Origin of the sequence: Cellvibrio sp. UBA7661, assembly GCA_002483365.1 — a bacterium.
Lineage (GTDB): Bacteria > Pseudomonadota > Gammaproteobacteria > Pseudomonadales > Cellvibrionaceae > Cellvibrio.
Genome location: DLHT01000012.1, coordinates 13660 through 39481, shown reverse-complemented (window position 1 = coordinate 39481; position 25822 = coordinate 13660). Strand labels below are relative to the sequence as shown.

Annotated in this window: 25 protein-coding genes; 20 read left to right on the top strand and 5 right to left on the bottom strand. The window is 47.3% G+C overall.

The window, feature by feature from the left end:
* Positions 1–13: 13 nt before the first annotated feature.
* Positions 14–2365, top strand: a complete 2352-nt coding sequence (locus tag B2739_RS10775; protein WP_414633225.1) for a GH36-type glycosyl hydrolase domain-containing protein — start codon at positions 14–16, stop codon at positions 2363–2365.
* 76 nt (positions 2366–2441) lie between these two features.
* Here the strand turns inward: B2739_RS10775 and maoP are convergent, their stop codons facing one another.
* Together maoP and rpsT are read right to left on the bottom strand one after the other, a co-directional pair.
* Positions 2442–2894, bottom strand: a complete 453-nt coding sequence (maoP, locus tag B2739_RS10770) for a DUF413 domain-containing protein (RefSeq protein WP_331345870.1) — start codon at positions 2892–2894, stop codon at positions 2442–2444.
* 208 nt (positions 2895–3102) lie between these two features.
* On the bottom strand, positions 3103–3372 hold the full coding sequence (gene rpsT / locus B2739_RS10765; protein ID WP_331345869.1) for a 30S ribosomal protein S20: 270 nt from the start codon (positions 3370–3372) through the stop codon (positions 3103–3105).
* Positions 3373–3590: 218 nt separating this feature from the next.
* Between rpsT and B2739_RS10760 the strand changes: the two genes are divergently transcribed.
* Positions 3591–5444, top strand: a complete 1854-nt coding sequence (locus B2739_RS10760; protein ID WP_331345868.1) for a serine/threonine-protein kinase — start codon at positions 3591–3593, stop codon at positions 5442–5444.
* Between the two features lie 22 nt (positions 5445–5466).
* Entirely contained in the window at positions 5467–6147 is a 681-nt protein-coding gene (locus B2739_RS10755; RefSeq protein ID WP_331345867.1) for a hypothetical protein, read from the top strand.
* 53 nt (positions 6148–6200) lie between these two features.
* Here the strand turns inward: B2739_RS10755 and murU are convergent, their stop codons facing one another.
* Both murU and B2739_RS10745 read right to left on the bottom strand, forming a co-directional pair.
* Positions 6201–6896, bottom strand: coding sequence for an N-acetylmuramate alpha-1-phosphate uridylyltransferase MurU (gene murU, locus B2739_RS10750; RefSeq protein ID WP_331345866.1), 696 nt, complete (start codon positions 6894–6896; stop codon positions 6201–6203).
* A complete protein-coding gene (locus B2739_RS10745; RefSeq protein ID WP_331345865.1) occupies positions 6893–7987 on the bottom strand; it encodes an aminoglycoside phosphotransferase family protein in 1095 nt (364 codons plus the stop codon). The genes murU and B2739_RS10745 overlap by 4 nt, the downstream gene beginning before the upstream one ends.
* 156 nt (positions 7988–8143) lie before the next feature.
* Here B2739_RS10745 and B2739_RS10740 point away from each other — a divergent pair, with 156 nt between their 5' ends.
* From B2739_RS10740 to B2739_RS10690, 11 genes are all read left to right on the top strand, one after another.
* Positions 8144–10696, top strand: a complete 2553-nt coding sequence (locus tag B2739_RS10740; RefSeq protein ID WP_331345864.1) for an LPS-assembly protein LptD — start codon at positions 8144–8146, stop codon at positions 10694–10696.
* Between the two features lie 15 nt (positions 10697–10711).
* A complete protein-coding gene (locus B2739_RS10735; protein WP_331345863.1) occupies positions 10712–12031 on the top strand; it encodes a peptidylprolyl isomerase in 1320 nt (439 codons plus the stop codon).
* Positions 12032–12193: 162 nt separating this feature from the next.
* A complete protein-coding gene (pdxA, locus tag B2739_RS10730; RefSeq protein WP_331345862.1) occupies positions 12194–13189 on the top strand; it encodes a 4-hydroxythreonine-4-phosphate dehydrogenase PdxA in 996 nt (331 codons plus the stop codon).
* Between the two features lie 16 nt (positions 13190–13205).
* A complete protein-coding gene (gene rsmA / locus B2739_RS10725; RefSeq protein ID WP_331345861.1) occupies positions 13206–14075 on the top strand; it encodes a 16S rRNA (adenine(1518)-N(6)/adenine(1519)-N(6))-dimethyltransferase RsmA in 870 nt (289 codons plus the stop codon).
* A gap of 1 nt (position 14076) precedes the next feature.
* Entirely contained in the window at positions 14077–14445 is a 369-nt protein-coding gene (gene apaG, locus B2739_RS10720; RefSeq protein ID WP_331345860.1) for a Co2+/Mg2+ efflux protein ApaG, read from the top strand.
* A gap of 16 nt (positions 14446–14461) precedes the next feature.
* Complete coding sequence (locus tag B2739_RS10715) at positions 14462–15274, top strand: symmetrical bis(5'-nucleosyl)-tetraphosphatase (RefSeq protein ID WP_331345859.1); 813 nt, start codon at positions 14462–14464, stop codon at positions 15272–15274.
* Between the two features lie 125 nt (positions 15275–15399).
* On the top strand, positions 15400–16245 hold the full coding sequence (locus B2739_RS10710) for a putative porin (protein WP_331345858.1): 846 nt from the start codon (positions 15400–15402) through the stop codon (positions 16243–16245).
* Positions 16246–16792: 547 nt separating this feature from the next.
* Complete coding sequence (gene coxB / locus B2739_RS10705; RefSeq protein WP_331345857.1) at positions 16793–17950, top strand: cytochrome c oxidase subunit II; 1158 nt, start codon at positions 16793–16795, stop codon at positions 17948–17950.
* 2 nt (positions 17951–17952) lie between these two features.
* Entirely contained in the window at positions 17953–19569 is a 1617-nt protein-coding gene (gene ctaD / locus B2739_RS10700; RefSeq protein WP_331345856.1) for a cytochrome c oxidase subunit I, read from the top strand.
* A 33-nt stretch (positions 19570–19602) separates the two neighbouring features.
* Positions 19603–20130 carry a cytochrome c oxidase assembly protein gene (locus B2739_RS10695; RefSeq protein ID WP_331345855.1) on the top strand — a complete coding sequence of 176 codons (528 nt, stop codon included), beginning with the start codon at positions 19603–19605 and terminating at the stop codon, positions 20128–20130.
* 62 nt (positions 20131–20192) lie between these two features.
* Complete coding sequence (locus B2739_RS10690) at positions 20193–21074, top strand: cytochrome c oxidase subunit 3 (RefSeq protein WP_331345854.1); 882 nt, start codon at positions 20193–20195, stop codon at positions 21072–21074.
* Between the two features lie 21 nt (positions 21075–21095).
* On the opposite strand, the gene B2739_RS10685 is transcribed toward B2739_RS10690, so the two are convergent.
* Positions 21096–21305 carry a DUF2909 domain-containing protein gene (locus tag B2739_RS10685; RefSeq protein WP_331345853.1) on the bottom strand — a complete coding sequence of 70 codons (210 nt, stop codon included), beginning with the start codon at positions 21303–21305 and terminating at the stop codon, positions 21096–21098.
* A gap of 26 nt (positions 21306–21331) precedes the next feature.
* On the opposite strand from B2739_RS10685, the gene B2739_RS10680 reads away from it, so the two are divergent.
* The 6 genes from B2739_RS10680 (at position 21332) to B2739_RS10655 (ending at position 25803) form a co-directional block, all read left to right on the top strand.
* Positions 21332–22075 carry an SURF1 family protein gene (locus tag B2739_RS10680; RefSeq protein ID WP_331345852.1) on the top strand — a complete coding sequence of 248 codons (744 nt, stop codon included), beginning with the start codon at positions 21332–21334 and terminating at the stop codon, positions 22073–22075.
* Positions 22072–22659 (top strand): hypothetical protein, encoded by a 588-nt coding sequence (locus tag B2739_RS10675; protein WP_331345851.1) that lies wholly within the window; start codon positions 22072–22074, stop codon positions 22657–22659. The genes B2739_RS10680 and B2739_RS10675 overlap by 4 nt, the downstream gene beginning before the upstream one ends.
* Positions 22656–23696 (top strand): COX15/CtaA family protein, encoded by a 1041-nt coding sequence (locus tag B2739_RS10670; protein ID WP_331345850.1) that lies wholly within the window; start codon positions 22656–22658, stop codon positions 23694–23696. The genes B2739_RS10675 and B2739_RS10670 overlap by 4 nt, the downstream gene beginning before the upstream one ends.
* A 65-nt stretch (positions 23697–23761) precedes the next feature.
* Positions 23762–24709, top strand: coding sequence for a heme o synthase (cyoE, locus tag B2739_RS10665; protein ID WP_331345849.1), 948 nt, complete (start codon positions 23762–23764; stop codon positions 24707–24709).
* Positions 24675–25148, top strand: a complete 474-nt coding sequence (locus tag B2739_RS10660; RefSeq protein WP_331345848.1) for a copper chaperone PCu(A)C — start codon at positions 24675–24677, stop codon at positions 25146–25148. Before cyoE ends, B2739_RS10660 begins: the two co-directional genes overlap by 35 nt.
* On the top strand, positions 25141–25803 hold the full coding sequence (locus B2739_RS10655) for an SCO family protein (RefSeq protein ID WP_331345847.1): 663 nt from the start codon (positions 25141–25143) through the stop codon (positions 25801–25803). Before B2739_RS10660 ends, B2739_RS10655 begins: the two co-directional genes overlap by 8 nt.
* Positions 25804–25822 lie beyond the last annotated feature (19 nt).

Sequence of the window (25822 nt, the reverse complement as noted above, 5' to 3'; positions counted from 1 at the left end):
AATCATGACTAATTTGCTAAATTCCAGTGATGCTGGTAACCGCTACGAATTGCACAGCCCCACGGCCATGCCGCGCGCAGCGGGTTTTTTATGGAACCAGCGGATGATGATCCAATCAACCTGCCGCGGTTATGCTGTTGCACAATTTATGCAGCCCGAACCTGCCAAATATGCTTATGCGCCCAATCTGGAAGCAAAAACATTTATGCAGCCAGAGCAGCCTTATTATGCGCATCATCCCGGCCGTTTTTTTTATGTAAAAGATGAAGAGACGGGTGAAATTTTTTCGGCGCCTTACGAACCGGTGCGTGCGGCTTACGAACGCTATGTCTTTTCAGTGGGAAAAAGTGATTTGCGCTGGACGTTGCAAGCACTCGGCATTGAAATTGAATTAACGCTGTCGCTGCCTGTGGCAGATGTTGTTGAATTATGGGAAGTGAATGTTATCAATCGCTCCGGGCGTTCGCGCCGTCTCAGTGTCTATCCCTATTTTCCGGTGGGATATATGTCATGGATGAATCAGTCCGCGGAATATCGCGCTGACGTGGGTGGAATTGTCGCAAGTTGTGTCACGCCGTATCAAAAAGTGGCTGATCACTTTAAAAATAAATTGTTCAAAGACAAAACGTTTTTCCTGCATGAGCAAACACCAACAGCTTGGGAGGCAAAGCAGGAGAGTTTTGAAGGTGAAGGCGGTTTGCATTATCCGTCTGGCTTGCAGCAAGAGTTGCTGTCTTGCGGTGATGCACGCTATGAAACACCGGCTGCCATTTTGCAATACCGCGAAACATTTTTACCTGACGATAAAAAAACCTATCGTTTTATTTTTGGTCCGGCATTTGATGATGCTGAAATCAGCAAGCTGCGTAATACCTATTTAAATGAGCAGGGCTTTGCTAAAGCTCGCGCTGAATACGCTGCTTATGTTGCGAGCGGAAAAGGTTGTTTGCACATCGAAACACCGGATGCCGAGCTGAATAATTTCGTCAATAATTGGCTGCCGCGCCAGGTGTTTTATCATGGTGATGTCAATCGCCTGACAACGGACCCGCAAACACGCAATTATTTGCAAGACAATATGGGGATGACCTTTATCAAACCCGATGTTACGCGCGCGGCGTTTTTACATGCACTCAGCCAACAAGAAAGTTCTGGTGCAATGCCAGACGGAATTTTATTAGTTGAAGGTGCAGAGCTTAAATATATCAACCAAATTCCCCATACCGATCACTGCGTATGGTTGCCGGTCTGTTTAAAAACCTATCTGGATGAAGCCAATGATTACGCATTGTTGGATGAGCGGGTGGCGGGGCATGATGGTAAAACCCTGAGCGTATTTGAACGAATCAGCAACGCGATGGATTGGTTGTTACAGGCGCGCGATTATCGCGGCTTGAGTTTTATCGCCCAAGGGGATTGGTGTGATCCTATGAATATGGTGGGTTATAAAGGAAAAGGCGTTTCCGGTTGGTTATCTGTCGCAACGGCTTATGCGTTGAATCTGTGGGCGGAAGTGTGTGAAAAAACATCGCGCAAAGATTTGCAGCAAAAATATATCGCAGGTGCGGCAGACATTAATACTGCTGTGAATAAATACTTGTGGGATGGCGAGTGGTTTGGTCGCGGTATCACAGATGATGATGTGGTGTTCGGGATCAGCAAAGATAACGAAGGGCGTATTTTTTTAAACCCGCAAAGTTGGGCGATTCTTGGCGGTGCGGCAAGCGAAGATCAGCGCAAAAAAATGATTGCCGCGGTAGAAGCGCAATTGGAAACGCCTTACGGGGTTGCCATGTTGGCGCCTGCGTATACCGCTATGCGCGACGATGTAGGGCGCGTTACCCAGAAGCATCCCGGCTCTGCTGAAAATGGCTCTGTCTACAATCATGCGGCGATATTTTATATCTACAGTTTGTTTACAGTTGCTGAAAAAGACCGTGCGTATAAATTATTGCGACAGATGATTCCGGGGCCAAGTGAAGCTGATTATTTACAGCGCGGCCAATTGCCTGTCTACATCCCCAATTATTATCGCGGCGCTTATCATCAATATCCGCGCACGGCTGGTCGTTCATCACAGCTGTTTAATACCGGCACTGTGTCCTGGGTGTATCGCTGTTTGGTTGAAGGTGTATTTGGTTTACAGGGGTGCACTGAGGGATTGCGAGTTAGCCCACAGCTGCCATCAGGCTGGCAAGAAGCGAAAGCGGTACGCGAGTTTCGCGGTGCGCGTTTTCATGTGAGCATCAAGCGTGTTGCAATCGATAAGGTGCAGTTGCATTGCGATGGCGAGCTGCTTGCCGATAATTGTGTGCGCAGCATTAAGGCCGGAAGTGAATACCATCTGGAGGTGTTGGTTCCCTGATTTCCGCTTGAGGGGATTGCTTTCGGTTAGATAAAAAAGGCGCTTTCAAAAGCGCCTTTTTTGCTTATTTTGCCGATTATTCGGCTTTTGCGGTCTTGGTCGTTTTCTTGGCAGCTTTTGCTGGCTTGGCTGCATCTGCCGGTTCGGGTTTGGCTGCGGTTTTAGGTTCTTGGGCGGCTTTAGGTTCTGGCGCGGCTTTAGGTTCCGGCGCAGCTTTGGGCTTGGTTGTTTTGGCTTTGGCGGTTTTGGCTGGAGCCGCAGCCTGGCGCGCTTTTACGATAGAGAGATATTTGACCCAAGCTTGCTCAATCGGGCTTTTGGGGGCGCTTTGGTTGGATATGACTTTGAGTATGTGCAGGTCTTCTGGAGTGGGGTCAGAAACTTCATCCATGGAAAGCGCATTAACCAGTACCCCTTGTTTGCGTATCAATCTGGCCTGGATATCCGTCAGGCCTCCTTTTTCAAAGCCGTCAGGAAAGTTCACGGCATCCTGGAAGGTTTGTTTCAGATAATGTTCACGCGGCAACATAGGTATCTCCATTATTAGTATGTGCTCTTTTGGCTACACCGGAAGAGGCTCCCGGACAAAAGTCGCTGCCGAAGATAATCTGTTTTCATGACAGTGTATAGAGTCAAGCTTGTGCTTTTTGGTGCTTGAAGAAGCAGTTTGGATAAATGTCGGGCATAAAAAAACCGGCCTAAGCCGGTTTTTTGTGTTTGACGCTATTCAAGGTTGATTAGGCGGTAGCCAGAGCCTTGATCTTTGCATTCAAACGGCTCTTATGGCGAGCAGCCTTGTTCTTGTGGATCAGGCCTTTGTCAGCAATGCGGTCAATTACCGCAACGGCTGAAACATAAGCAGCTTGAGCCGCTGCTTTGTCGCCAGTAGCGATAGCTGCCAGCACTTTCTTGAGGTAGGTACGCCCCATAGAGCGCATGCTTGCGTTGTGCTTGCGAGCTTTTTCATTCTGACGCGCGCGTTTTTTGGCTTGGGGTGTATTTGCCACCTTAGTGCTCCTATTAAATTCTGTAAAAACTGTCTAAAAAAGGGTCGGGATTCAAGGACGCGACATTATGCCGTGTTCGATTTGTTTGTCAACAAAAGATGCAGGGTTATTTGCATGGCGATGGGCTCCAGCCGATACCTTGATCCAGTCCCTCAATATTACGTGGCATGTTAGTATTGATGCTCATAAATGCGCCAAAACCGGGGGATTTTCGTGTCATGACAGATGACCATCGCATCGCTAAAGGTAATAGCGGTCAGGGTGTTATTCGGGATGATGTAACAGACGGCGATAAGACCCGGTTTCGTCCCGGTGACACGATTATCGCAGATGCACCCCAAGCTCCTGATTTGACCGTTACCCACTACAGCGCATCCCACAATCACTCTGCCGGATTTGCCCAGGCGCGTGAGCTTGTCAAACAATCCCAAAGTGGTAAAGGCACTCTTCTCAAAAAGCGTTTTTTGCTGGAAGAGGTGCTTGGGCATGGTGGGATGGGCACCGTTTACAAAGCCAAGGACTTACGCAAAGTCGAAGCGGAAGATCCCGACCCCTATATTGCTACCAAAGTACTGAATCAGGATTTTAAAGATCACCCCGATGCTTTTGTGACCTTGCAACAGGAAACGGCAAAGTCCCAAACACTTGCGCACCCTAATATTGTGACTGTCCATGATTTTGATCGCGATGGCGACATCCTGTTTATGACGATGGAGTTGCTTGAAGGTAAGCCGCTCGATCAATTAATCAAGGCTTATCGCCACACAGGTTTACCCAAAGAACAGGTGTGGAAAATTACGCGCGATCTTTGCGCTGCGCTTGCATATGCGCACCAGCGGCAGTTGATTCATGCTGATTTCAAGCCGGGCAATATTTTTGTTAATAACGACGGCCATGCCAAGGTGCTGGATTTTGGTATTGCGCGTGCTGCCAATCGCGAAGCGCAAAAGCACCGGTTCGATGCAGGGCAGTTGGGCGCGTTGACTCCGGCATATGCTACTGTCGAAATGGTAAAAGACGAACCGCTCGGTTTTAGCGATGATGTGTATGCGCTGGCGTGTGTGGTATACGAAATGTTGGCAGGCCGACATCCGTATAATCAGCGCTCTGCGTTTGAAGCGCAGCAACAAAAGTTAATCCCCAAACGTTTGGATAATCTGAGTGCGCGTGAATGGAAAGCGTTAAATCATGCGCTCGCATTGGATAAATCCGCGCGCACGCCCAGCATTGCGCAATTTGCGGATGAGTTATTTCCCAAGCGCAACCCTGTTGTATTGACGGCGGCGTTGGGGCTTGCTGTTGTTTCATTGGTGGGCGCGGGGTGGTTTGGATACAGCCAGCATCAAGCCCAGCAGCAGGTACAAAAAACAGTGCAGCAAAAAATAACGGCTGCGCAATTATGTTTTGCCCATAGTGATTTTTCCTGTGCGATTGAGCAGGCATTGGTGGCGGTCAATCTTGATTCTGCGAACAATGTTGCCGCGCAGTTATTGCAGGCTGCGCAAGTCGCGCAAACGGCGCGTGAACAAGAGTCCCGTTTGCAAGAGTTGCTTGTACAGGCGCAGGAATGTGTTGCAAAACAAGATTTGGATTGTGCCGTTTTATTTGCGGATAAATTGCGTGAAGCCGATGCTGATTATCCAGCACTGCAATTGCTTGACCAGCAGATCCATTCTGCGCGTACCCAAGGCGAACAAGCTGCAGCGGCGCAGCAACAGATGATTAATCAACAATTGGCAGTCGCGCAAAATTGTTTGATAAAAAATGATTACGCGTGTGTGCAGGAGCAGGCATCAGCAATACTGGCGCTGGAGCCTGCCAATACCCAGGCGATAGAAATCCGGCAGCAAGCCAATTTGGCGCAACAACAGCAAAAAGAAATTGCGGTAAAAGTCGATAAGTTGCTTGCCGATGCCAATACCTGCATGACCAAAAAAAATTATTCCTGTGCAATAGCCAAAGCGGAATCGGCTATGGAGTTGGATGCAGGCAATAAGCAGGCTGAAGCGCTCAGGGTGCGTGCAATGGATACCCAGCGTAAATTGAAAGAAACCGGTTTTACTATCAAATAATTGTGTGCAGCAAGGTGGCTTTATGAAATCCAAATGTTTGGTTTTGCTCTTATCTCTCGCTATGGCTTATCCGTCCTACGGATTTGACTTAAAAGATCTTAAAAACAATATTGATCGTTCCTACAAATGTAAAAGTGATGACCAGGGATGTAAGAATCGCGAGCGTTTAAAAGCGGTGGCACGAGTGGCTGTAGTTGCGGCGGCGGTTACGTTGATTACCAAGATGGTGATCAAGCACCGCTCCGAACGTATTGCGCGCGAAGAGCAGGTAGCTGAAGAATACAAAACCCAAAATAGCAGCTTACCTGCTGAACCCATGGCGACGGAGTACATCACCAAAACATTGCCGGGTAATGTGGTGGAGCCGGGTAGTGAAGTGATTATTCAGTCGGATATTGTTGTGGTGCCGGGTACCAAACAGAAAACAGCATTGATAGAAGAGCGCATTGCGATTTACGACAATGAAGATAACACCAAAGAATTAAAAAATTTCACCAAACCGGTAAATGGAAAAACCAAAAAAGGTGGGCGTTACCAAAATGAATTTTCATTTACGTTACCAGAAGGTTTGCCGCAAGGTGTGTATCCGATCAAAACCGAGCTGTTGTTAAATGGCAAAGTAGTGGATACATCGGATACGGATATCCAACTCGTTCTGCAAGTAAATGATGTGGGTGAGATACAGCTGCTAGCGATGAATTAAGTGCGAATTATTGTGCAGCAAAAAGGGCGCGTTTAATCGCGCCCTTTTTATTTTTAACGCGGGTTTTGCAAATAACGATTCAGCATTTCCAGCCGTTCGGGTGTGCCTACATCGCTCCAATGCCCGCGATGTACCTGTCCGCTTAATTGTTGATTACTGATCGCACGCCGCAGCACTTCTACCAACGGGAATTTTTGGCGCAGATGCGGATACTGCGCAATCAACTCCGGTTTAAGCAGGCTGATTCCGCCAAACGTGAAGCGCTGGGGGTGAATCTTATCGGTGTCCTCAACCAACAAACCACTTTGATCTAATGCAAAATCCCCATGTGGATGGAAATCGGGATTGGGTACCAGCAAAAGATGCCCCAGTTGCGTTTCGTCCAGTATTGTTTGGATGAACGGGGCAAATTCGAAGTCACACCACACATCGCCATTGACCAATAAAAAAGGTTCATCGCCCAATAGCGATAGCGCGTGAAAAAGTGCGCCGCCGGTTTCCAGTGGTTCAGGCTCTTCTGAGTAATGGATTTGCAAACCGAATTGTTGCCCATCACCTAAATGCGCGCGAATTTTATCGCCCAGATACGCAAGGTTGATAATCACATCCTTGATACCGGCGCGCGCAATATTTTCCAGATGATATTCAATCAACGGTTTGCCGCCGGCGGGCAATAAGGGTTTGGGTAGATGATCGGTAAGCGGGCGCATGCGATTGCCCAGCCCGGCAGCGAGGATCATGGCTTTCATGGTGCCTCTCCCGTCTCATTCCCTGCCGAACGATAATCGCTGTACCAGGCTTGTTGCTGCGCACGCGGTAAAAGGGTTTGCTTGAACCAGTCTGAAAATGGTTGCAGCTCTGGATATTGCTCGGCAACTTCCAGTGTGTAGCGAATGACGAGCGGTAAATCCTGCAGGTAGCCCTGCTTGTTATCGCGCAGTGAGAGGCGCGCAAAAATACCCAACACTTTGATGTGCCTTTGTAAGCCCAGCCAGTCGAACCAACGTAAAAATTCTTGTTCGCTCACAGCGGGGATAATTCCTTTGCTAATCGCCTGTTGACGATAATCCAATGCCCAGCGCTTTACTTGTTCGGCAGGCCAGCGGCGATAACAGTCGCGCAGCAGCGACACCAGATCGTAAGTGATCCCGCCCCAGAGCGCTCCCTGGAAGTCGATTACGCCCAGCGTGCCGTCATCAAGCAATAGTAAATTGCGCGAGTGGTAGTCGCGGTGCACAAAGCCTTGCGGCTGGTTGAGTGCATTGTCTTCCAGTTGCACAAATAGCGCGTCCAGCCATTCCCGTTCACTCTGGTTCAGGCTGTAGCCCAGCAGGTGTTGGACGAACCATTCGCTGAAAATCCCCAGCTCGCGGCGCAACAATTCGCGGTCATAGCGGGGGATCAGCGAATGATTATCGGCGGTGCGGTGCAATTGCAGCAGGGTGTCCATGGCCTGCCGGTAAAGGGTGTCGGCATTATCCGGCGTAAGTTCGCGCAGAAACAGCCGATCGCCAAAGTCCTCTACCAGCAAAAAGCCCTGGGCGATATCGGCGGCGGCAATTTGCGGGCTGCGCACACCTTGCCTGGCAATCAATTCAGCTATCGCCAAAAACTGGGCGCTGTCTTCGGTTGCTGGCGGGGCATCAACCGCCAGCCATTGCGATGGTTGCTGGAAGCGAAAGTAGCGACGAAAGCCGGCATCGCTTCCCAGGCTGTGCAATACAATCGGGTGCTGCTCCTTCGGAGTGTGCTGTGCTACCCAGTTAGTGAGCGCTAGCTTTCGGGGGTCGGTTATGGAGCGGTTATCGCTGGCTGTTGCGGGTGTTGTGGGGTTGGTCATGCGGCGATCCGATAGGGATGTGATTATCAGTAGTGCGCTGGATTCTACCCCAGCTTGTGGATTTGCCCCAATTCATTCCCAGTGCAGGCGGTTTACAGTAGAATCGCTGCAATTTTTTCGGTGATAAAACCGATCGCCCATTTGAGATTGCGGTTAATGGCTCCAACCCAACAGCGACACATAACACAATATCTGCGCAGTAAATTCCTCCGTTCCCGCCTAGCCCTGTGTATTGCAGCCCAGTGTGCGGGGATTTTGCTATTTGCCAACCCGGCGCTGGGTGCAGACCCGGTAACAAACACCGATCCCAACGAAGCATTGCGCGAACTGGATTGGGTGCCGCTTGAAGAGTTGACCGAAGAACAGCGAGCTCGTGTGCCCACTGCCTGCTGTGGCGCTTATGTTGCGCCTGAGCGCGATGATGCGGAATCAGAGATGGATCCGGAAAAGGCGAACATCTTCGGCACTGCAGATTATTCAGAATCAGAAAAGCAAACCAAATTTATCATGCGCGATGATGTTCGCCTGACCCAAGGTCGGCGCTCATTCCGTGCAGATACGTTTACCTTCGATAAAACCAGCCGCGAGGCAGAGCTGGACGGCAATATCCAGGTGCGTGAGCCGGGTGTGTTGCTGCGCGCTGACCGCGCGTATATCGATACCAATACCGGCGATGCACGTCTGGATAATGCCCGCTTCGTGCTCTATGAAACCCGAGTGCGTGGCCGTGCGGAAAATCTGCAAAAATTCGGCGATAAAATTATCAGCCTCGATCAAGGCACCTTTACCAGTTGTGAGCCGGGTGATAACACCTGGGCGATCAAGGGTTCCAATATCACCCTTCACAACGACAAGCACTACGGCACCGCCAAGCATATGCGCTTGCATATCAAGGATATTCCGGTTGCCTATGCGCCTTATTTTCGCTTCCCTATAGGGCCGGATCGCCTGACTGGCTTTCTCTTCCCTTCTGTTGGCCTTGATGAAAATGACGGAATTGGTGAGTTTTCAGCGCCGTTTTACTGGAACATCGCCCCCAATTACGACGCGACCTTCACTCCGCGCTATCTGTCTGAGCATGGCTACATGCTGGCGACCGAGTTTCGCCATAAATCGACGTGGTTTGATACTGAGCTAAGCGGTAGCGTGCTGAACAATGACCGCAGTGGCGATACCGGCCGCGCCGATGATGAGATTGACGCGCGTTATTTGGGCAAAGACCGCTGGCAATACAATGTGCTGCAGACCGGTGGACGCAACAAGCCTTGGTCAACCGAGATTGATTACACCGATGTCAGCGATGCCGATTATTTGCGTGATGTCGATGGCAGTGCTGTGGATTTGAATCGCCAGGCCTACATCCGTCAGCGCGCAGCAGCCAGCTTCAATACCGGGCACTGGCAAGTGGGAGCCAAGGCAGAAGAGTTTCGCCTGCTGACCAGTACACAGCTGCCTTATCGCGAGTTGCCTCGCTTGCACGCTGATGGCCAGTACCGTATTAATGATTGGCGAATCGAGCTGGATCATGAGTTCACCAACTTTGCGATGAACCGTTACTTTGAAGAAGATCCCGCCAATGCGCTTTACAAAGCAGATCTGATCACCGGCGAGCGCTTGCGCACCAACTACAAACTGACGTGGGATAAAGAGTTCACTGCGGGTTATCTCAAACCCGGTATCGGGGTAAAAACCCTCGGCTATAAACTTGAAGCGACCAATTTGCGCGATGATATCGACAGCAGCCAGCAGTTTGCTGCGCCGCAAGGCTCGCTCGACATGGGCTTGTATTTCGAGCGCGAGAAGTCGCTGTTCGGTTCCGGTTTCATCCAAACCCTGGAGCCGCGCGCGTTTTATCTCTATCGCGATTATGAAAATCAGGATTCGCTTTACGGGCTGACATCGGCCTCCAGCTATGTGAACTTTGATACATCGGATTTGGTCTTTAACTACGAGCAGCTGTTCCGCGATTCCCGTTTTTCCGGCGGCGACCGTATTGACGATACCAACCATCTCGCGCTGGGTTTGACCAGCCGCTTTGTGGAGGATGGCTCGGGCATTGAGCGGTTACGGCTGAGTGTCGGGCAGATTACGTATTTTGCGGATCGCGAGGTCAGTATCCTCAACGATGACGATGCCTACGCTAACACCCGCACCAGTTCGGCGGTTGCAGGACAATTAAGTGCGCAGTTGGGCGATCATCTACGTATCAACAACGATGTGCTTTACGATCATCAGCAAGAAAAAATCAATACCGTCAGTACCAGCCTGCACTACATGGATGAGCAATACCGTATTTTGAATGTGGGTTACCGCTACAGCCGCGATCCGGTATCGCTCAGCCCGTTAGATACGATTCCTGCGATAGGTAAGTCGCTCAACCAGTTGGATGTGACAACGCTCTGGCCGGTGTCTAACCAATGGGCGGTGATTGCCCGCGCCAATTATGATTTTACCTACAGTGCGGAACTCGATACCTTTGCCGGGCTCGAATATACCGATTGTTGTTATCGCGTCCGCGTGCTGGCTCGCCAATGGGTGGATTTTGATTTTAGTCCCGACTTTATGGAGGGGCTCAGCAGTGATGATTATGACCGCGGTATTTTCATTGAAGTGCAGTTGCGCGGTTTTGGCAGCCTGAGTCAACGCATCAGTAACCTGCTCGACAAGGCCATGTACGGCTATGGCGAGCGCGAAAAATCCCTACAATAAAACAGTGATTGAATTATGAGTAAGAACCAAAACAACCTGCATTCTGTACGCATGGGCTGGAAAGTATTACTGGGCGGCATGGTATTGCTGACCAGCCAGCTTGGATTGGCGCAGAGCAATGCTGTATCACTGGATCGCGTAGTGGCGATTGTTGATAAAGATGTCGTGCTGGAAAGTGAATTAAATGATCGCAAAGCCTCGATAATGGAGCGCTTGCGTGGGCAATACCAACAGCTGCCACCGGAAGATGTGCTCAACAAGCAAATTCTGGAACAGCTAATTCTTGAGCGCATTGAATTAGGCATGGCCGAGCGTTACGAAATTAACGTAGACGAAGCAGAAATTGATCAGGCTATTGGCCGTATCCTGCAAAAAAACCAAATTACGTTGGCGAGTCTGGAGGCGGATCTGAACGCCCAGGGGCTGACGTTGGATGGTTTGCGTAAACAATTACGCAATGAGCTGACGATCAGTCATTTGCAACAAGGGCTGGTGAATAGCCGCATCAAAATTACCGATCAGGACATCAATAATTTCCTCGCCTCCAGCGATGGAAAATACGCAACTTCGCCCGACTACCATATCGGCCACATTCTGATTGCTGTATCCAGCAGTGCGGATGATGCGACCGTGAAAGAAGCTGAAGACAAAGCCAATGAGGTGTATCAAAAACTTCAGGGCGGAGCTGATTTCTCGCAAATGGCAATCAGCTACTCAAACGATCAGGCTGCGCTACAAGGCGGTGATATCGGTTGGCGCAAGCTGGCGCAGTTGCCGGAATTGTTTGGCAACCAAATGTCCACCTTGACAGTGGGTCAGGTAACCAAACCTTTCCGTAGTGGCGCAGGTTTCCATATTCTCAAAAATATCGAGCAGCGTGGCGGCGGTGAGCAATTGGTTGAGCAAACCCATGCGCGCCATATTCTTGTGAAAACCTCTGAAATTATGGATGACACACAAGCGCGTCAAAAATTACTCGGCCTTAAATCCCGCATCGAAAAAGGTGAGGATTTTGCTGTCCTTGCACGTGAGCACTCTGAGGATACGGGGTCAATGTTGAATGGCGGTGATTTGGGTTGGTCTACCCCCGGTATGTTCGTGCCCGAATTTGAAGAGGCGATGAAAAATACCTCTATTGGCAATATCAGCCGTCCCTTCAAGAGTCAATTTGGCTGGCATATCTTGCAAGTGATGGAGCGCCGCAAAGAAGATATGAGTGATAAAATGAAGCGCAACCAAGCTGCCAACGTATTGCGCTCACGCCGCTTCGATGAAGAGTTCCAACTCTGGTTGACCCAGATTCGCGAAGAGGCCTACGTCGAAATTAAACTCTAGATTCGCGTATTGTTATTGAGCCTGTTTTACACAAAAAACGGCGGCTAAAAATCGGGTTGTGCTTTTGGCTTTATTACTGGCTATCAGTTGCAATCCTGTTTTTAGCCGCTGTGTTTTTTAGGGCTGTATTTTTCGTTTATTTCTTTTTGGATGCACAGATACATGAGTAATGTTTACCGCATCGCACTGACTCCCGGTGAACCGGCTGGTATAGGCCCGGATTTGGTAGTTACGTTGGCGCAAGAAGCGCAGCAGCATGAAATTGTTGCGATTGCTGATCCGCAGCTATTGCAGGCTCGTGCTCAACAATTGGGTTTTTCGCTGCGTTTGCGTGAAATTGATCTACACGAAAAGCCGCGTGCGAGTGTTGCGGGCGAGCTTGCGGTATTGCCTGTCGCACTTGCTCAAACGGCTGTTCCGGGTAGGTTGAATGTCAATAACGCGCCCTACATTTTGCAAACACTGGATGCTGCTATCGCGGGGTGTATCGCAGGGCATTTTGCTGCGCTTGTGACTGGCCCTGTACAAAAGAGTGTGATCAATGATGCGGGCATTCCATTCAGCGGTCACACCGAATATCTGGCTGAAAAAACCAATACGCCCAAAGTGGTCATGATGTTGGCAACTGAAGGCTTGCGCGTTGCACTGGCGACGACACATTTGCCGCTCAAAGATGTCGCTGCCGCTATCACTGACGATGAACTCACACAAGTGACTGAAATTTTACAGCGCGATATGCAATTGCAATTTGGCATCGAGCAGCCGCGTATTTTAGTGTGCGGACTAAATCCTCACGCGGGTGAAGGTGGTCATCTTGGGCGCGAAGAAATTGATGTGATCGAACCCGTGCTGGAAAAGTTGCGCGGGCGCGGAATGAATTTAATCGGCCCTTTACCGGCAGATACTTTATTCACGCCCAAATATCTGGATAAAGCTGATGCGGTGCTTGCGATGTATCACGACCAAGGTTTGCCGGTGTTGAAATACAAAGGGTTTGGCCAAGCGGTGAATATTACCCTTGGCTTGCCCATTATTCGCACCTCGGTGGACCATGGTACGGCGTTGGATTTGGCGGGTACAGGTAAGGCCGATTTAGGTAGCTTGCGCACTGCGCTTGCATATGCGCAGGCGATGGTTGCAGCAAAATACGCGCGCTAATTATTGGATACATTGTATGAAAAAAAATTCTGGTTTGCATGTGGATGCCAAGGCGCAATTAAATACAGAGTCACAACACAAAGCGCGTAAACGCTTCGGACAAAATTTTTTGATCGATCATGGCATCATTCGCGAAATTGTCCGCGCTATCCATCCACGTAAAGATGATTTGGTGGTAGAGATCGGGCCGGGCAAAGGTGCTATTACCCAGCTCTTGGCTGATGCTTGTGATAATTTACATGTGATCGAACTGGACCGTGATCTGGTGCCTTGGTTGAAAGTTAAATTTGAAAAGCACCCTAATTTCCAGTTGTTTCAAGCTGACGCATTGCAGTTTGATTTTGCCCAATTAATGCGCGATGGAAAACCGCTGCGTATTGTGGGCAACTTGCCCTATAACATTTCCACTCCGCTTATTTTTCATTTGCTGTCGTATGCCGATAAAGTGCAAGACATGCACTTTATGTTGCAAAAAGAGGTGGTGAAACGTATGGCTGCGCAAGCGGGCGATAGTGCCTACGGTCGTTTGGGAATTATGGTGCAATATTATTGCGCCGTAGAAGATTTGTTTGACGTGCCGCCAACATCCTTTGACCCTGCACCGAAAGTGGATTCGGCCATTGTGCGCTTGGTGCCCCATGCAACACTACCTTATGTGGCAAACAATGTGAAAACATTGGAAACACTTGTGAATGTTGCTTTTCAACAGCGCCGTAAAACCTTGCGCAATTCACTCAAACAATTACTGACAGCAGAACAATTGGAAAGCTTGCCGGTTGATTTACAATTGCGCCCGGAAGATATTAGTTTGGCTGAATATGTTGCTATCAGTAATTTACTCGGCGATCTTTCAGTACAGCATCGTCCGACTGAAGAGGCTGAATAATATGTCTGCTATTCAGGTGAGTGTAAAAACAACTTATATTGCAGCCCAGTCTGTACCACTCGAACATCGCTACGTATACGCTTATACCATCACTATCGCCAATAATAGCGATGAGCCTGCACAGTTGATCAGCCGTCATTGGCGCATTACCGATGCCAATGAAAAGCTGCAAGAAGTGCAGGGTATTGGTGTTGTTGGTGAGCAGCCTCACATAAAACCGGGTGAAAGTTACACCTATACCAGCGGTGTTATTCTTGAAACTGAAACAGGAATAATGGAAGGGATTTATCACATGCGCGCAGATGATGGTGCAATGTTTGATGCGCAAATTCCTGCTTTTGCATTAGTGCCCCCTCACGCCATCCATTAATCCGATAGAGTTCTTTATGGCTACTTATGCAATTGGCGATATTCAGGGTTGCCTTGAGCCCTTGCAATGTTTGTTAAAAAAAATCGCATTCAATCCAGCAAAAGACAAGCTTTGGCTTGCAGGCGATTTAATTAATCGCGGGCCGGATTCGTTGGCGACACTTCGCTTTCTATACAAATTACGCGATTCGATCACCATTGTTTTAGGTAATCATGATCTGCATTTTATTGCTGTTTATTACGGCCTGCGCAAGCAAGGCAAAAACGATTCTCTTGATGAATTGCTGATCGCACCGGATCGTGCAGATTTAGTTTATTGGTTGCGCCATCAAAAACTGGTGCATCATGACCCCGACTTGGGTTTTACCATGGTGCATGCAGGAATTCCTCCACAGTGGACTGTGGCCGATGCACTGGCGCGCGCGCGCGAAGTAGAATCAGTGCTGCAGAGCAATAGCCCGGAAAATTTTTTGGCGGGTATGTACGGCAATGCGCCCAGTGAATGGAGTAATAACCTGACAGGTGTTGAGCGCTTGCGCATTATTACCAATTACTTCACACGCATGCGTTTTTGCAGTGCGAGTGGTGAATTGGAATTGCAAACCAAAGAAAATGCAGATGCTGCGCCCATCGGTTTTTCACCGTGGTTTTCTTTTGCCGAACGCAAAACGCGTAATGAAAAAATTATTTTTGGACACTGGGCCGCCCTTGAAGGGAGAGTCAAATCCAATAAAATTTTTGCCTTGGACACTGGTTGTGTATGGGGTGGTTCGCTCACTGCATTGCGCTTGGATGACGAAGAAAGGTTTTCATGTGATTGCCTTGCGTAAGTGGTTGCAATGGGTTCGTTTGTAACAGTTTGTATCGTTCAGTTTCAATTCAATTTCATTTAAATAATATGCCCTTGGACATTCTTGATGATGTCAGTGTATTTATCAGAGGACGGATTATGAACATGAAATTACTTACCGCTATTATCGCCGCTACGGGTTTTGCTGCTGCACCTTTCGCATTTTCTTCCACTTACCAAGGTGAAGTTACCGCTGCCTATTCTGATGTTAATCCTGATGCTACATCGACAGATGCTTATGAAGCAGGCATACAAGGAAAATATTATTTTTCTCCTGTTGATACGAGCCAGCACCCATTGGCAGAAGCGGCTTTTCTGGAAAAAGCGAGCAACATTTACGTATCCGCAGCTACCAAGGAATGGAAAGGTGATGGATTTCGTTCTGATATCTATGCACGTGAAATAGGCATAGATTTTTATATTCCGGATAGTATTTTTTATCTCGGTGCAGGCGTAAGAGAGGAGAAAAACCAAACGAAATATGCTCCTGATACCAATAGTGGTTCGGGTGCTATCAGTTATGGAATGCCATGGCAATCTCAATGGTTTATCAAAGCGGGTGTCTCTCCTGTTGATGGCTTATTGGTGTGGTCTGAATTTGTGGAAGATGTTGATGTATCCGAGCAATGGAACATCAATGGAAAATACGTAATAGCCTTGGCGGGTGAAAAGGCGTTGAACTTCGAAGCCAGTTACGAAAATTCCGATGATTTCTTTCCTGCAGAAACCTGGAGCGCGGCAGCCGATTTTTACTTTGATCGCCATTTAAGTGTAGGGACTGGTTTTACCCATGAGACATTTGAAAACGATGGTTTGATTCAAGGGAAGGATGTTACCGATTATTTCATCCGTGCGCGTAATTACTTTACCGATAACATCGGAGTGGAATTGGAATACACCTCTGGTGAGTTTGAAGATGCTTTGACTCTGGGAGCCAGCATTCGTTTCTAGTGTGACGGTTTCAGCAATAGATTTATAGTTCCGACCTGAAAACGCCAAGCCGATAAAGCTTGGCGTTTTTTGTTATATAAAAAAATATGTTTAGTGTATAAATTTTGTTTATAAATAACGGCTTGCGTTTTATGCGCTGCGGTTTATAGTTAAAACGTTTCATAAACGCTAGTAGCTAATATTCGCGCGTTTGCTTGTTGTAAATCGCGATATAGGATTCACGTAATAAGTTGGAATTTAGGTGGCCGGTAATTCTGTGTAAGAGTCTGGTGCGTCCTGTGTTCTGGCATTCTTGTCTGTAGCCAGTTGGCTGTTCTGTTGTCAGGTTGCGCCTTGGTCCCGGTTGTTTAAGCGGGCAATTTCACCTGATTCCTCTGCTGGAATAGATCCAGCGTTTTTCCGTTTTAGATGATTTAAGTTTTTTAAAACGGATGCTGATGAAAAGTAGTTATGAGCAATAGTTTATTCCTGCCAAAATTCTGGAAGGGATCTGCTCATCTCTTCGTTGCGATTTCCATGAGCAATAAGTGAGAAAAAGGAGTCCGCAGTGAAACAGAAGTCATGTCTGCAGAATAACTATGTACATAGGCTTTTTTTGATTTTGTTGCTGCTGCCAATTTCTGTATTGGCGCAGGAGTCAAAATACAATATGACTCGCGGTGCAACGGACATCAGCCAGCAAGTGTATGACTTGCATATGATCATTTTTTATATTTGTTGCGCGATTGCCGCGATTGTATTTGGCTTGATGTTTTGGTCGATCATCCATCACCGGAAATCCAAAGGTGCAACGCCTGAGCAATTTCACGGTAGTTTAAAAATGGAAATGCTGTGGACGGCAATCCCGGTTGTTATCCTCGTGATAATGGCTATTCCTGCCAGCAAAACATTGATTGCAATGGAAGATGCATCCAAAGCTGATCTCACTGTATTAATTACAGGGTCGCAGTGGAAGTGGCATTACAAATACATGGAATATCCCATCGAATTTTATTCCTTACTTGCCACCCCGCGCGATCAAATCGAAAACCAGGCAGACAAAACCGAGCATTATTTGCGTGATGTCGATAAGCCTCTGGTTCTTCCCACTGGCAAAAAAATCCGGTTTTTGGTTACCGCAGATGATGTGATTCACTCTTGGTGGGTTCCTGCATTTGCAATTAAAAAAGATGCCAATCCCGGGTTTATTAATGAGACATGGACCAAAGTGGATAAGCCTGGAATTTATCGCGGCCAATGTGCCGAGTTATGTGGGAAAGACCATGGGTTTATGCCGATAGTGGTGGATGTGAGAACGCCTGAAGATTTTGAGCAATGGACGCAAGAGCAAATTGAAATTCAAGCACAAGCATTGGCCGCTGAAAAAGAGGCGGCAGCGAAAACCCAAGGGTTGGATGAATTGATGGTGCTTGGGCAAAAAGTGTATGAAACCCATTGCGCTATGTGCCATCAGGTGTCTGGTGAAGGTTTACCTGGTGCGATTCCTGCGCTCAAAGGCAGCAAAATAGCTACGCAGGATATTTCTGCCCATATTCATATTGTTGTGTATGGCAAGCCGGCAACCGCGATGCAAGCGTTTGCTAAACAGTTAAGTACCAGTGAATTGGCGGCAGTGATTACCTACGAGCGCAATGCCTGGGGCAACAATACCGGTGAGTCCGTGCAGGTGGCGGATGTAGCTGCTGCTATTGATGCAGGAGAATAACAATGAGTGCAGAAAATTCACGTTCGCTAACCGATCGCACCCATGCAGATCACGCGCATGACGAATCGCAAGAGCATAAACCAACAGGTATTACTCGCTGGTTATACACCACCAATCACAAAGATATAGGCACACTTTATTTATTGTTTGCACTGTTGATGTTGTTTATTGGCGGTAGTTTGGCAATGGTGATACGCGCTGAATTATTTCAGCCGGGTTTGCAATTTGTTGAGCCGCATTTTTTTAACCAGATGACCACCGTGCATGGCTTGGTGATGGTGTTTGGCGCAATCATGCCCGCCTTTGTCGGTTTGGCAAATTGGATGGTTCCTTTAATGATTGGCGCTCCCGATATGGCATTGCCACGTATGAACAACTGGAGTTTCTGGATACTGCCATTTTCATTTTTTATTTTATTGTCCACTTTATTTATGGAGGGTGGTGGTCCGGCAGCGGGGTGGACTTTTTATGCTCCGCTTTCGACAACTTATAGCAATGACAGCACTGCGTTTTTTGTGTTTGCGGTGCATTTGTTGGGTATTTCTTCAATCATGGGCGCGATGAACGTTATCGTCACCATATTTAATTTGCGCGCCCCCGGCATGACCTGGATGAAAATGCCCTTGTTTGTGTGGACGTGGTTGATCACCGCATTTTTATTAATTGCGGTTATGCCGGTGCTAGCAGGGACTGTGACTATGGTACTGACCGATAAATATTTTGGTACCAGTTTTTTTAATGCAGCAGGCGGTGGTGATCCGGTGTTGTTCCAGCATATTTTTTGGTTTTTTGGACACCCCGAAGTCTACATTATGATTTTGCCCGCCTTCGGTATTATTTCCAGCATCATTCCTGCTTTTTCACGTAAGCCATTATTCGGTTACGAGTCCATGGTGATCGCCACGGCGAGCATCGCGTTCCTCTCATTTATTGTCTGGGCTCACCATATGTTTACAACGGGAATGCCGGTGGCCGCTGAATTATTTTTTATGTATTCCACTATGCTCATTGCTGTGCCTACAGGAGTAAAAGTATTCAATTGGGTGGCGACTATGTGGCGTGGCTCAATGACCTTTGAAACGCCGATGATGTTTGCCGTTGCATTTATTGTGCTATTTACCATTGGTGGATTATCCGGGCTGATGTTGGCCATTATTCCGGCAGACTTTCAATATCAGGATACCTATTTTGTGGTTGCGCATTTTCACTACGTGCTGGTGACCGGCGCGCTCTTTGGGATTATCGCTGGCGTTTATTTCTGGATTCCGAAATGGACCGGTGTGATGTACAGCGAGCGTTTGGGGCAGTGGCATTTCTGGTGCTCTTTGATTTCCGTCAACATGTTGTTTTTCCCTATGCATTTTGTCGGGCTTGCCGGCATGCCGCGCCGCATCCCGGATTACGCCTTACAGTTTGCCGACCTGAATGCTTTTATCAGTATTGGTGGTTTGTTATTTGGTTTATCGCAGTTGTTATTTGTGTGGGGCGTATTTCGCTGTATGCGCGGCAAGGGTGAAAAAGCCACTGCCCAAGTATGGGAAGGTGCACAGGGGCTGGAGTGGGAAATCCCATCGCCTGCTCCTTACCACACGTTTGAAACACCCCCGCGGGTGAAATGAGTGCGCTAAATAATCGATGACCGGAGGCAAAAAATGGCATCGCATAAATTGCTGGTACGCAAACTGATCGTGGTGTGTATCGCCATGTTTGGTTTTGGGTTTGCGCTAGTGCCTTTATACGATGTGTTTTGTCGCTACACAGGCATCAATGGAAAAACAGAAAATACCGCAGCGCCCGTTTCAAAAAAAGTAGATGAAAGCCGTGAAATATCAGTGGAGTTTTTGGCTAACCGGGACTCAGGTATTCCCTGGCGTTTTGCGCCGGAGGTTGAGCGTATTGTTGTTCATCCGGGGCAAATTAAAATCATTCATTTTGATGTAGAGAATTTAAGTTCAGAGGCGATGATCGGGCGCGCAGTGCCATCAGTATCCCCGGGTGAAGCAGCGCGTTATTTTAAAAAGATAGAATGTTTTTGTTTTGTTGAGCAGCCGTTAAATAGTCGCGAACATAAATCCATGCCGGTGCAATTTTATATCGATCCGGAATTGCCTGAACGTTTTACAACGATCACTTTGTCGTACCGTTTGTATAAGAGCACTCTGCATACAGCTAATCGCTGATGCATGTAAATCAAAAAATGCAGTCATCCAAACCGGCAGTGCCGGAAATATGGAGGTAGATCATGGCAAATGGTTACCAGAAATATTATGTCCCTCACCACAGCAGTTGGCCGATTCTGGGGGCAATTGCGTTATTTATGATTGGTTATGGCGCGGCTTTTTGGATTAATGCCTTGGCCAAGGATCAACATGGTGCAGGCTGGTTTTTATTAATTATCGGTTTTGCATTGTTGTTCTATATGTTGTTCGGATGGTTCAGTAATGTGATTGATGAATCGATGGACGGGCTTTATAGCCAGCAGATGGATCGCTCTTTCCGGCAGGGCATGAGTTGGTTTATTTTTTCTGAAATTATGTTTTTCATGGCATTTTTTGGCGCACTCTTTTACGCACGCATGATTGCCGTGCCCTGGCTAGATGGTGCAAGTAATAATGCCATGACAGCAGAAGTTCTCTGGCCCAAATTTGATGCGGTCTGGCCTTTGGTTAAAACCCCCGCTGGTATAGAAACCCAGGCAATGCCATGGGAAGGTATTCCACTCTATAACACGCTGATACTGCTTGCGTCATCGGTAACCTTGCAGTTTGCGCATATCGGCATAGAGCAGCGCAAATATACCCAACTCGGTTTTTTCATGTTGATGACAATTATTCTTGGAGTGATTTTTTTATGTTTGCAAGGTTATGAGTATGTACATGCTTATCAGGAATTAGGCCTGCGTTTGGACTCTGGAGTCTATGGCAATACGTTCTTTTTATTGACCGGGTTTCATGGGCTTCATGTCACGCTGGGTGCAATTTTTTTAACGGTTATTTTTTTGCGTATCTTAATAAAAGGTCACTTCACACCTGAACGTCATTTTGGATTTCAGGCGGCGGCTTGGTATTGGCATTTTGTGGATGTGGTCTGGCTAAATCTCTTTATATTTGTGTACGTTCTGTAATTTTTTTAAAAGAGCGCCAATTTAATAAGGGCGTGGGTTTGGGGTAATAACTCCTGTTAATAACAGAATGATCAGAAGCAAAACGACTGCTGCTGAAAAAATCAGGCGACGGCCTAAAAACTTGGACATCTTGGGAGCTGCTTCATCATTTTTTAACATCACTACAAGTGCCTGGAATAAGCTGGAAACAACGATTGCCAACAACACAACAAGAATAATTTTAATCAGCATGGGATCACCATTGCAGGAGTGAGTGTATGACTATTATAGCGTTCAATCGCTATTGGGTCGTCCGGTGGCCGTGGGTATGCGTAAATTTTCTGGCAGTGCTGTTATTGCTGGGGTTATCCCTGTGGCAATGGCAACGGGCGGAAGAAAAGTACCAAACCCTGGAGCGCATTGCTGGCTGGAAAAAACAGGGCGCTGTTAATGTTTCCCGTTTACTAACTATTTCTGCTGCAGATCGTGATGGTGTGTATATGGAATTTTCCGGACGCTGGTTAGCACCTGCAGTGTGGCTGCTGGATAATCGATTGGTGAATGGTCGCGCAGGTTACGATGTATTAATCGCCGTTAAAGATATTTCATCATCCGGTAATACACCTGCGGTTTTATTAAACCTTGGTTGGATTGCGGCTCCGGTTTCGCGAGCATCGCTTCCGGCCATTGACGTTCCTTCTGTATTGCCGGTGCAAGGTATTTTCCGCACACGCACGCAAGGTATTTTGTTAGGTACAAACATTGAAAATAACGATCATTGGCCAATCCGGATTCAACAGGTAGATCCGTCCCTGTTATCCAATTCTATCGATACATCGTTGGTGTCTGGTGTTGTTTATCAGGAAAAAAACTCGCCTTTTGTTATTCATTATCGCCCGGTAATGCTTCCACCAGAGCGCCACAAAGCCTATGCATTGCAATGGTTTTTACTGGCGATAGCTGTTGTTGTCATTGCATTGGCTGCCAGTGGTCGTAAAAAAATACAGGAGCCACAAGCATGAATAGCCGAAAGTTTTTTTTATTCTTTTGCTTGTGTGCAATTGTGCCTTTGGCAGCAGCAAAGTTGAGTTTGAGTTTCGGTTGGTTTAGCCATTCAGTTACCAACAAAGGTATTTGGATGGAAAAGGAAATACAGCTATTGCCCGACATGGCAAGCTTGCAACACGAAACACTTGCAAGCACAGAAGTTCATTGGCGATTGGTATATGTGCAGGCGCAAACATGCGACCAGCTTTGCGAGCAGGCTTTATTTACATTACAACAGTTGTATTCCGGGTTTGGTCGTAAACAATTAAAAATAAAACCTTTGTTACTCACTCCGCCGCAATTGAATGCGAATCAAACCGTGCAGTTATCATCTTTGCAATTACAACCTGTGCAATTACAACAGCGACCGGATATTGAGTGGCAGACTGCCTCCTTTGTTGTACCTGAATTGCAAAATCACATTGTGATTGTTAATCAACGCGGTTTGGTATTGTTGCGTTATCCCATTACCGGTAGCGCTGAACAGATGCGTGATCTTGCAAAGGACATACGGACAGATTTGATGCATCTGATCAATTATGACCGGAGTGGAACATGAAAACATTTGTAGTCCTGATTAATTGCACTATTTTGTTGGCATTTACGGTCATTGCTTTGGGTGCGTATACCCGCTTGACTGATGCTGGGCTCGGCTGCCCGGACTGGCCTGGCTGCTACGGAAAGCTAACCGCCCCTTTGCATGACGGACATGTTGCAGAAGCCCAACAAAAATTTCCTGATGCCACAATTGAACCACACAAAGCCCATAACGAAATGATGCATCGTTACATTGCGGGTCTATTGGGTTTGTGTGTGTTGGCAATCACCTTATTTTGTTTTTGGTTAAAGCAGTATCGGATTTTTGGTGTGGTGATTTTACTCTTGGTAATGTTTCAGGCTGCATTAGGAATGTGGACAGTCACCTTAAATTTGTTGCCATTAGTTGTACTGGCGCATCTATTGGGTGGCTTTACGCTGTTGAGTTTGTTGGTGTTGCTGCGTACAGAGGTTGCATCACAAAAAACAGCATTGGCGATGGAGCTTGTATTGGGAAACTTATTACCACTAGGGTATTTCGCATTACTGGTTCTATTTATTCAAATTTCATTGGGTGGTTGGACCTCCAGTAATTATGCCGCCACCGTGTGTTATCAGTTGCCGTTCTGTGAAAGTGGCTGGCAGGAGCGATTTTCATTACAGGCCGCGTTCAGTATGCCGCTGGGACATGATACTTATGAATTCGGTGTTTTATCCTATGAGGAGCGTATGAGTATTCATGTGCTGCATCGAATGGGTGCAATTTTTACCTTTTTTGTGTTGGGAATATTTGTGTTGTTATGTTGGCTCCGCGCGAGCAGCAAAACAATGCGCTCCATGGCGTTAGCGATAGGAACATTGCTATTGCTGCAGCTGACATTGGGGCTCATCAATATCATCGCCCAATTACCTCTACTAAATGCGGTTGCTCATAATCTTGTGGCTGCAAATCTATTAGTAATGTTGGTGGTGTTTATTCGGCAAATACAGTTGCGCAACACAGCGCTGCATAAAGTACATCGGCCACTTATTGAAAAAGAACGGCCAATTATTAGTTAGCAATTAGTTCAGTATTATTTTAAGAGGCTACTCCGGTTAAAGCATTCACATGGAGAGAAATCGCAATGGCTATTATTAAACATGCTGTTTCAACTGCATTGTATCGCCCCACAGTGTTCAATTATTGTCGCGAGTATTGTGACGATTATTATCAGCTCACCAAACCTAAAGTGGTTGCGCTATTAGTCCTGACGGCATGGGTAGGAATGATGCTCGCAACCCCCGCAATACCGGATCTGTTATTAGTTGTCATTGCCTGTGTCGGTATTGCAATGGTATCTGCGGCTGCCGCTGCGTTTAACCATGTGCTCGATCAGAAAATTGATGCGCAAATGGCGCGCACTCACCAACGTCCTTTACCCCAAGGGCGCTTATCAACAAGGGAGGCTGTGGTCTTTGCTTGCGCGTTGGCATTAGCAGGTTTTTTTATTTTATTTTTTGCGGTAAATGCACTAACAGCTGTGCTGACGTTATTGGGATTATTTGGTTACGCTGTGATTTACACGCTGCTGCTTAAGCGTGCGACACCGCAAAATATTGTGATAGGTGGGATTGCTGGCGCTTTACCGCCGGTGCTCGGTTGGAGTGCCATGACCGGCCAGGTGAGCGGCGAATCGTTATTGTTAATGATGATTGTATTTACCTGGACCCCTCCGCATTTTTGGGCGCTGGCCATTCATCGTGTTAATGATTATGCGCGTGCGGGTATTCCTATGTTGCCTGTTACCCACGGCATTGATTTCACCAAAACATTAATTCTCTTATATACCTTGTTGTTAGCTGTTGTGTGCTTGCTTCCTTATCTTGTGGGTATGAGTGGCCTTATTTATTTACTGGGTGCGGTTATATTGAGTGTGAAATTTATTGCCCATGCATGGCAATTAAAGTTTCATGCGGATGCAGCATCGGCAATGAACACATTCCGGTTTTCAATTGTGCACCTGATGACGCTGTTTCTTATTTTGTTGGTGGATCACTATGCTTATTGGAATTGGCAAATGTTATCACCTTGAATATAAGGCGATGCTGTTATCAGTAGCGATAATAACTTTCTGTTATCCAGTGTGGGCAGAAATACCTGCACCCTTACATATAAACAATGCCTGGATAAAAATGGCGCCTCCCGGTGCAGCGGTTAATGCAGCTTATGCGGAATTATATAATCCGGGTAATAAACCGTTAGTCATTAGCGGTTTGTCTTCCACTTGTTGTGCAACACTCATGTTGCATCGCACCGTATATAAAAATGATAAAGCGATGATGGAGCATGTGGATACATTGACAATCCCCGCTGCAAAACAGGTGGATCTGAAGCCGGGTGATTTACATATTATGTTGTTACAGTCTGAATCGCCTTTTCACTTGGGAGATGAAATTGCGATACAGCTGTTATTTGCGGATGGTCAACAACAAACGGTTTATTTTCCGGTAAAGGTAAATGGCAATGACTAGCCAGCGAATGGGTTTTATGTTGGTAGCAATTGTGTGCGTGTTATTGGGTGTTGTCAGCGCCAAACATTTGTTCGCTGCTTTATCCTCCAAACCCCTTGTGTTGGAGAGCGTACAGTTATTGCCAGAGCCGAAATCTTTGCCTTCGGTCATGTTGCGCAGTGTCACTGGTGATGCATTTGCGCGTGAAAATTTTTACGGGCATTGGAGTCTGGTATTTTTTGGCTTTACGTCATGCCCGGATTTTTGCCCTATGGAGCTACAAAAGCTCAGTAGGTTATTAAAGTTATCGCAGCCGTCAGGCAATCGTATGCAAGTTGTATTTGTGAGTGTTGATCCAGAGCGGGATTCAGCTGAAAAGCTCGCACAGTATGTTGCGTTTTTCCATCCGCAGATTATCGGGCTGCGTGGTGATAATCCGGCGATAGCCAATTTTGCCCGCTTCCTGGGTGCGGCTTATGATCGCTCTGCCATTATCGATAATAAAGTAGTGACTATTCCAGCGGGAGTGGCAATGCCAGTTAACGCAGGCGAGCAGTACCTGGTCAATCACTCCACTCGCGTGTTTGTTATTGATTCCCAAGGTAAATACATTGGTTCTATAGCTAATGCCGGAACGCCGGAATTGATATGGGAAGATTTACAGAAATTGTTTTAGCGTTCGCAGTTATCGTGCG

What these genes read in the sequence shown, in the direction of transcription:
- B2739_RS10690 (WP_331345854.1), top strand. Translation starts at nt 20,193, where the DNA reads ATGGCAAATGGTTACCAGAAATATTATGTCCCTCACCACAGCAGTTGG.
- B2739_RS10755 (WP_331345867.1), top strand. Translation starts at nt 5,467, where the DNA reads ATGAAATCCAAATGTTTGGTTTTGCTCTTATCTCTCGCTATGGCTTAT.
- maoP (WP_331345870.1), bottom strand. Translation starts at nt 2,894, where the DNA reads ATGTTGCCGCGTGAACATTATCTGAAACAAACCTTCCAGGATGCCGTG.
- B2739_RS10745 (WP_331345865.1), bottom strand. Translation starts at nt 7,987, where the DNA reads ATGACCAACCCCACAACACCCGCAACAGCCAGCGATAACCGCTCCATA.
- B2739_RS10735 (WP_331345863.1), top strand. Translation starts at nt 10,712, where the DNA reads ATGAGTAAGAACCAAAACAACCTGCATTCTGTACGCATGGGCTGGAAA.
- B2739_RS10685 (WP_331345853.1), bottom strand. Translation starts at nt 21,305, where the DNA reads ATGCTGATTAAAATTATTCTTGTTGTGTTGTTGGCAATCGTTGTTTCC.
- rsmA (WP_331345861.1), top strand. Translation starts at nt 13,206, where the DNA reads ATGAAAAAAAATTCTGGTTTGCATGTGGATGCCAAGGCGCAATTAAAT.
- ctaD (WP_331345856.1), top strand. Translation starts at nt 17,953, where the DNA reads ATGAGTGCAGAAAATTCACGTTCGCTAACCGATCGCACCCATGCAGAT.
- B2739_RS10660 (WP_331345848.1), top strand. Translation starts at nt 24,675, where the DNA reads ATGCTTATTGGAATTGGCAAATGTTATCACCTTGAATATAAGGCGATG.
- B2739_RS10670 (WP_331345850.1), top strand. Translation starts at nt 22,656, where the DNA reads ATGAAAACATTTGTAGTCCTGATTAATTGCACTATTTTGTTGGCATTT.
- pdxA (WP_331345862.1), top strand. Translation starts at nt 12,194, where the DNA reads ATGAGTAATGTTTACCGCATCGCACTGACTCCCGGTGAACCGGCTGGT.
- B2739_RS10710 (WP_331345858.1), top strand. Translation starts at nt 15,400, where the DNA reads ATGAAATTACTTACCGCTATTATCGCCGCTACGGGTTTTGCTGCTGCA.
- B2739_RS10760 (WP_331345868.1), top strand. Translation starts at nt 3,591, where the DNA reads ATGACAGATGACCATCGCATCGCTAAAGGTAATAGCGGTCAGGGTGTT.
- cyoE (WP_331345849.1), top strand. Translation starts at nt 23,762, where the DNA reads ATGGCTATTATTAAACATGCTGTTTCAACTGCATTGTATCGCCCCACA.
- B2739_RS10715 (WP_331345859.1), top strand. Translation starts at nt 14,462, where the DNA reads ATGGCTACTTATGCAATTGGCGATATTCAGGGTTGCCTTGAGCCCTTG.
- murU (WP_331345866.1), bottom strand. Translation starts at nt 6,896, where the DNA reads ATGAAAGCCATGATCCTCGCTGCCGGGCTGGGCAATCGCATGCGCCCG.
- apaG (WP_331345860.1), top strand. Translation starts at nt 14,077, where the DNA reads ATGTCTGCTATTCAGGTGAGTGTAAAAACAACTTATATTGCAGCCCAG.
- B2739_RS10740 (WP_331345864.1), top strand. Translation starts at nt 8,144, where the DNA reads ATGGCTCCAACCCAACAGCGACACATAACACAATATCTGCGCAGTAAA.
- B2739_RS10675 (WP_331345851.1), top strand. Translation starts at nt 22,072, where the DNA reads ATGAATAGCCGAAAGTTTTTTTTATTCTTTTGCTTGTGTGCAATTGTG.
- B2739_RS10655 (WP_331345847.1), top strand. Translation starts at nt 25,141, where the DNA reads ATGACTAGCCAGCGAATGGGTTTTATGTTGGTAGCAATTGTGTGCGTG.
- B2739_RS10680 (WP_331345852.1), top strand. Translation starts at nt 21,332, where the DNA reads ATGACTATTATAGCGTTCAATCGCTATTGGGTCGTCCGGTGGCCGTGG.
- B2739_RS10695 (WP_331345855.1), top strand. Translation starts at nt 19,603, where the DNA reads ATGGCATCGCATAAATTGCTGGTACGCAAACTGATCGTGGTGTGTATC.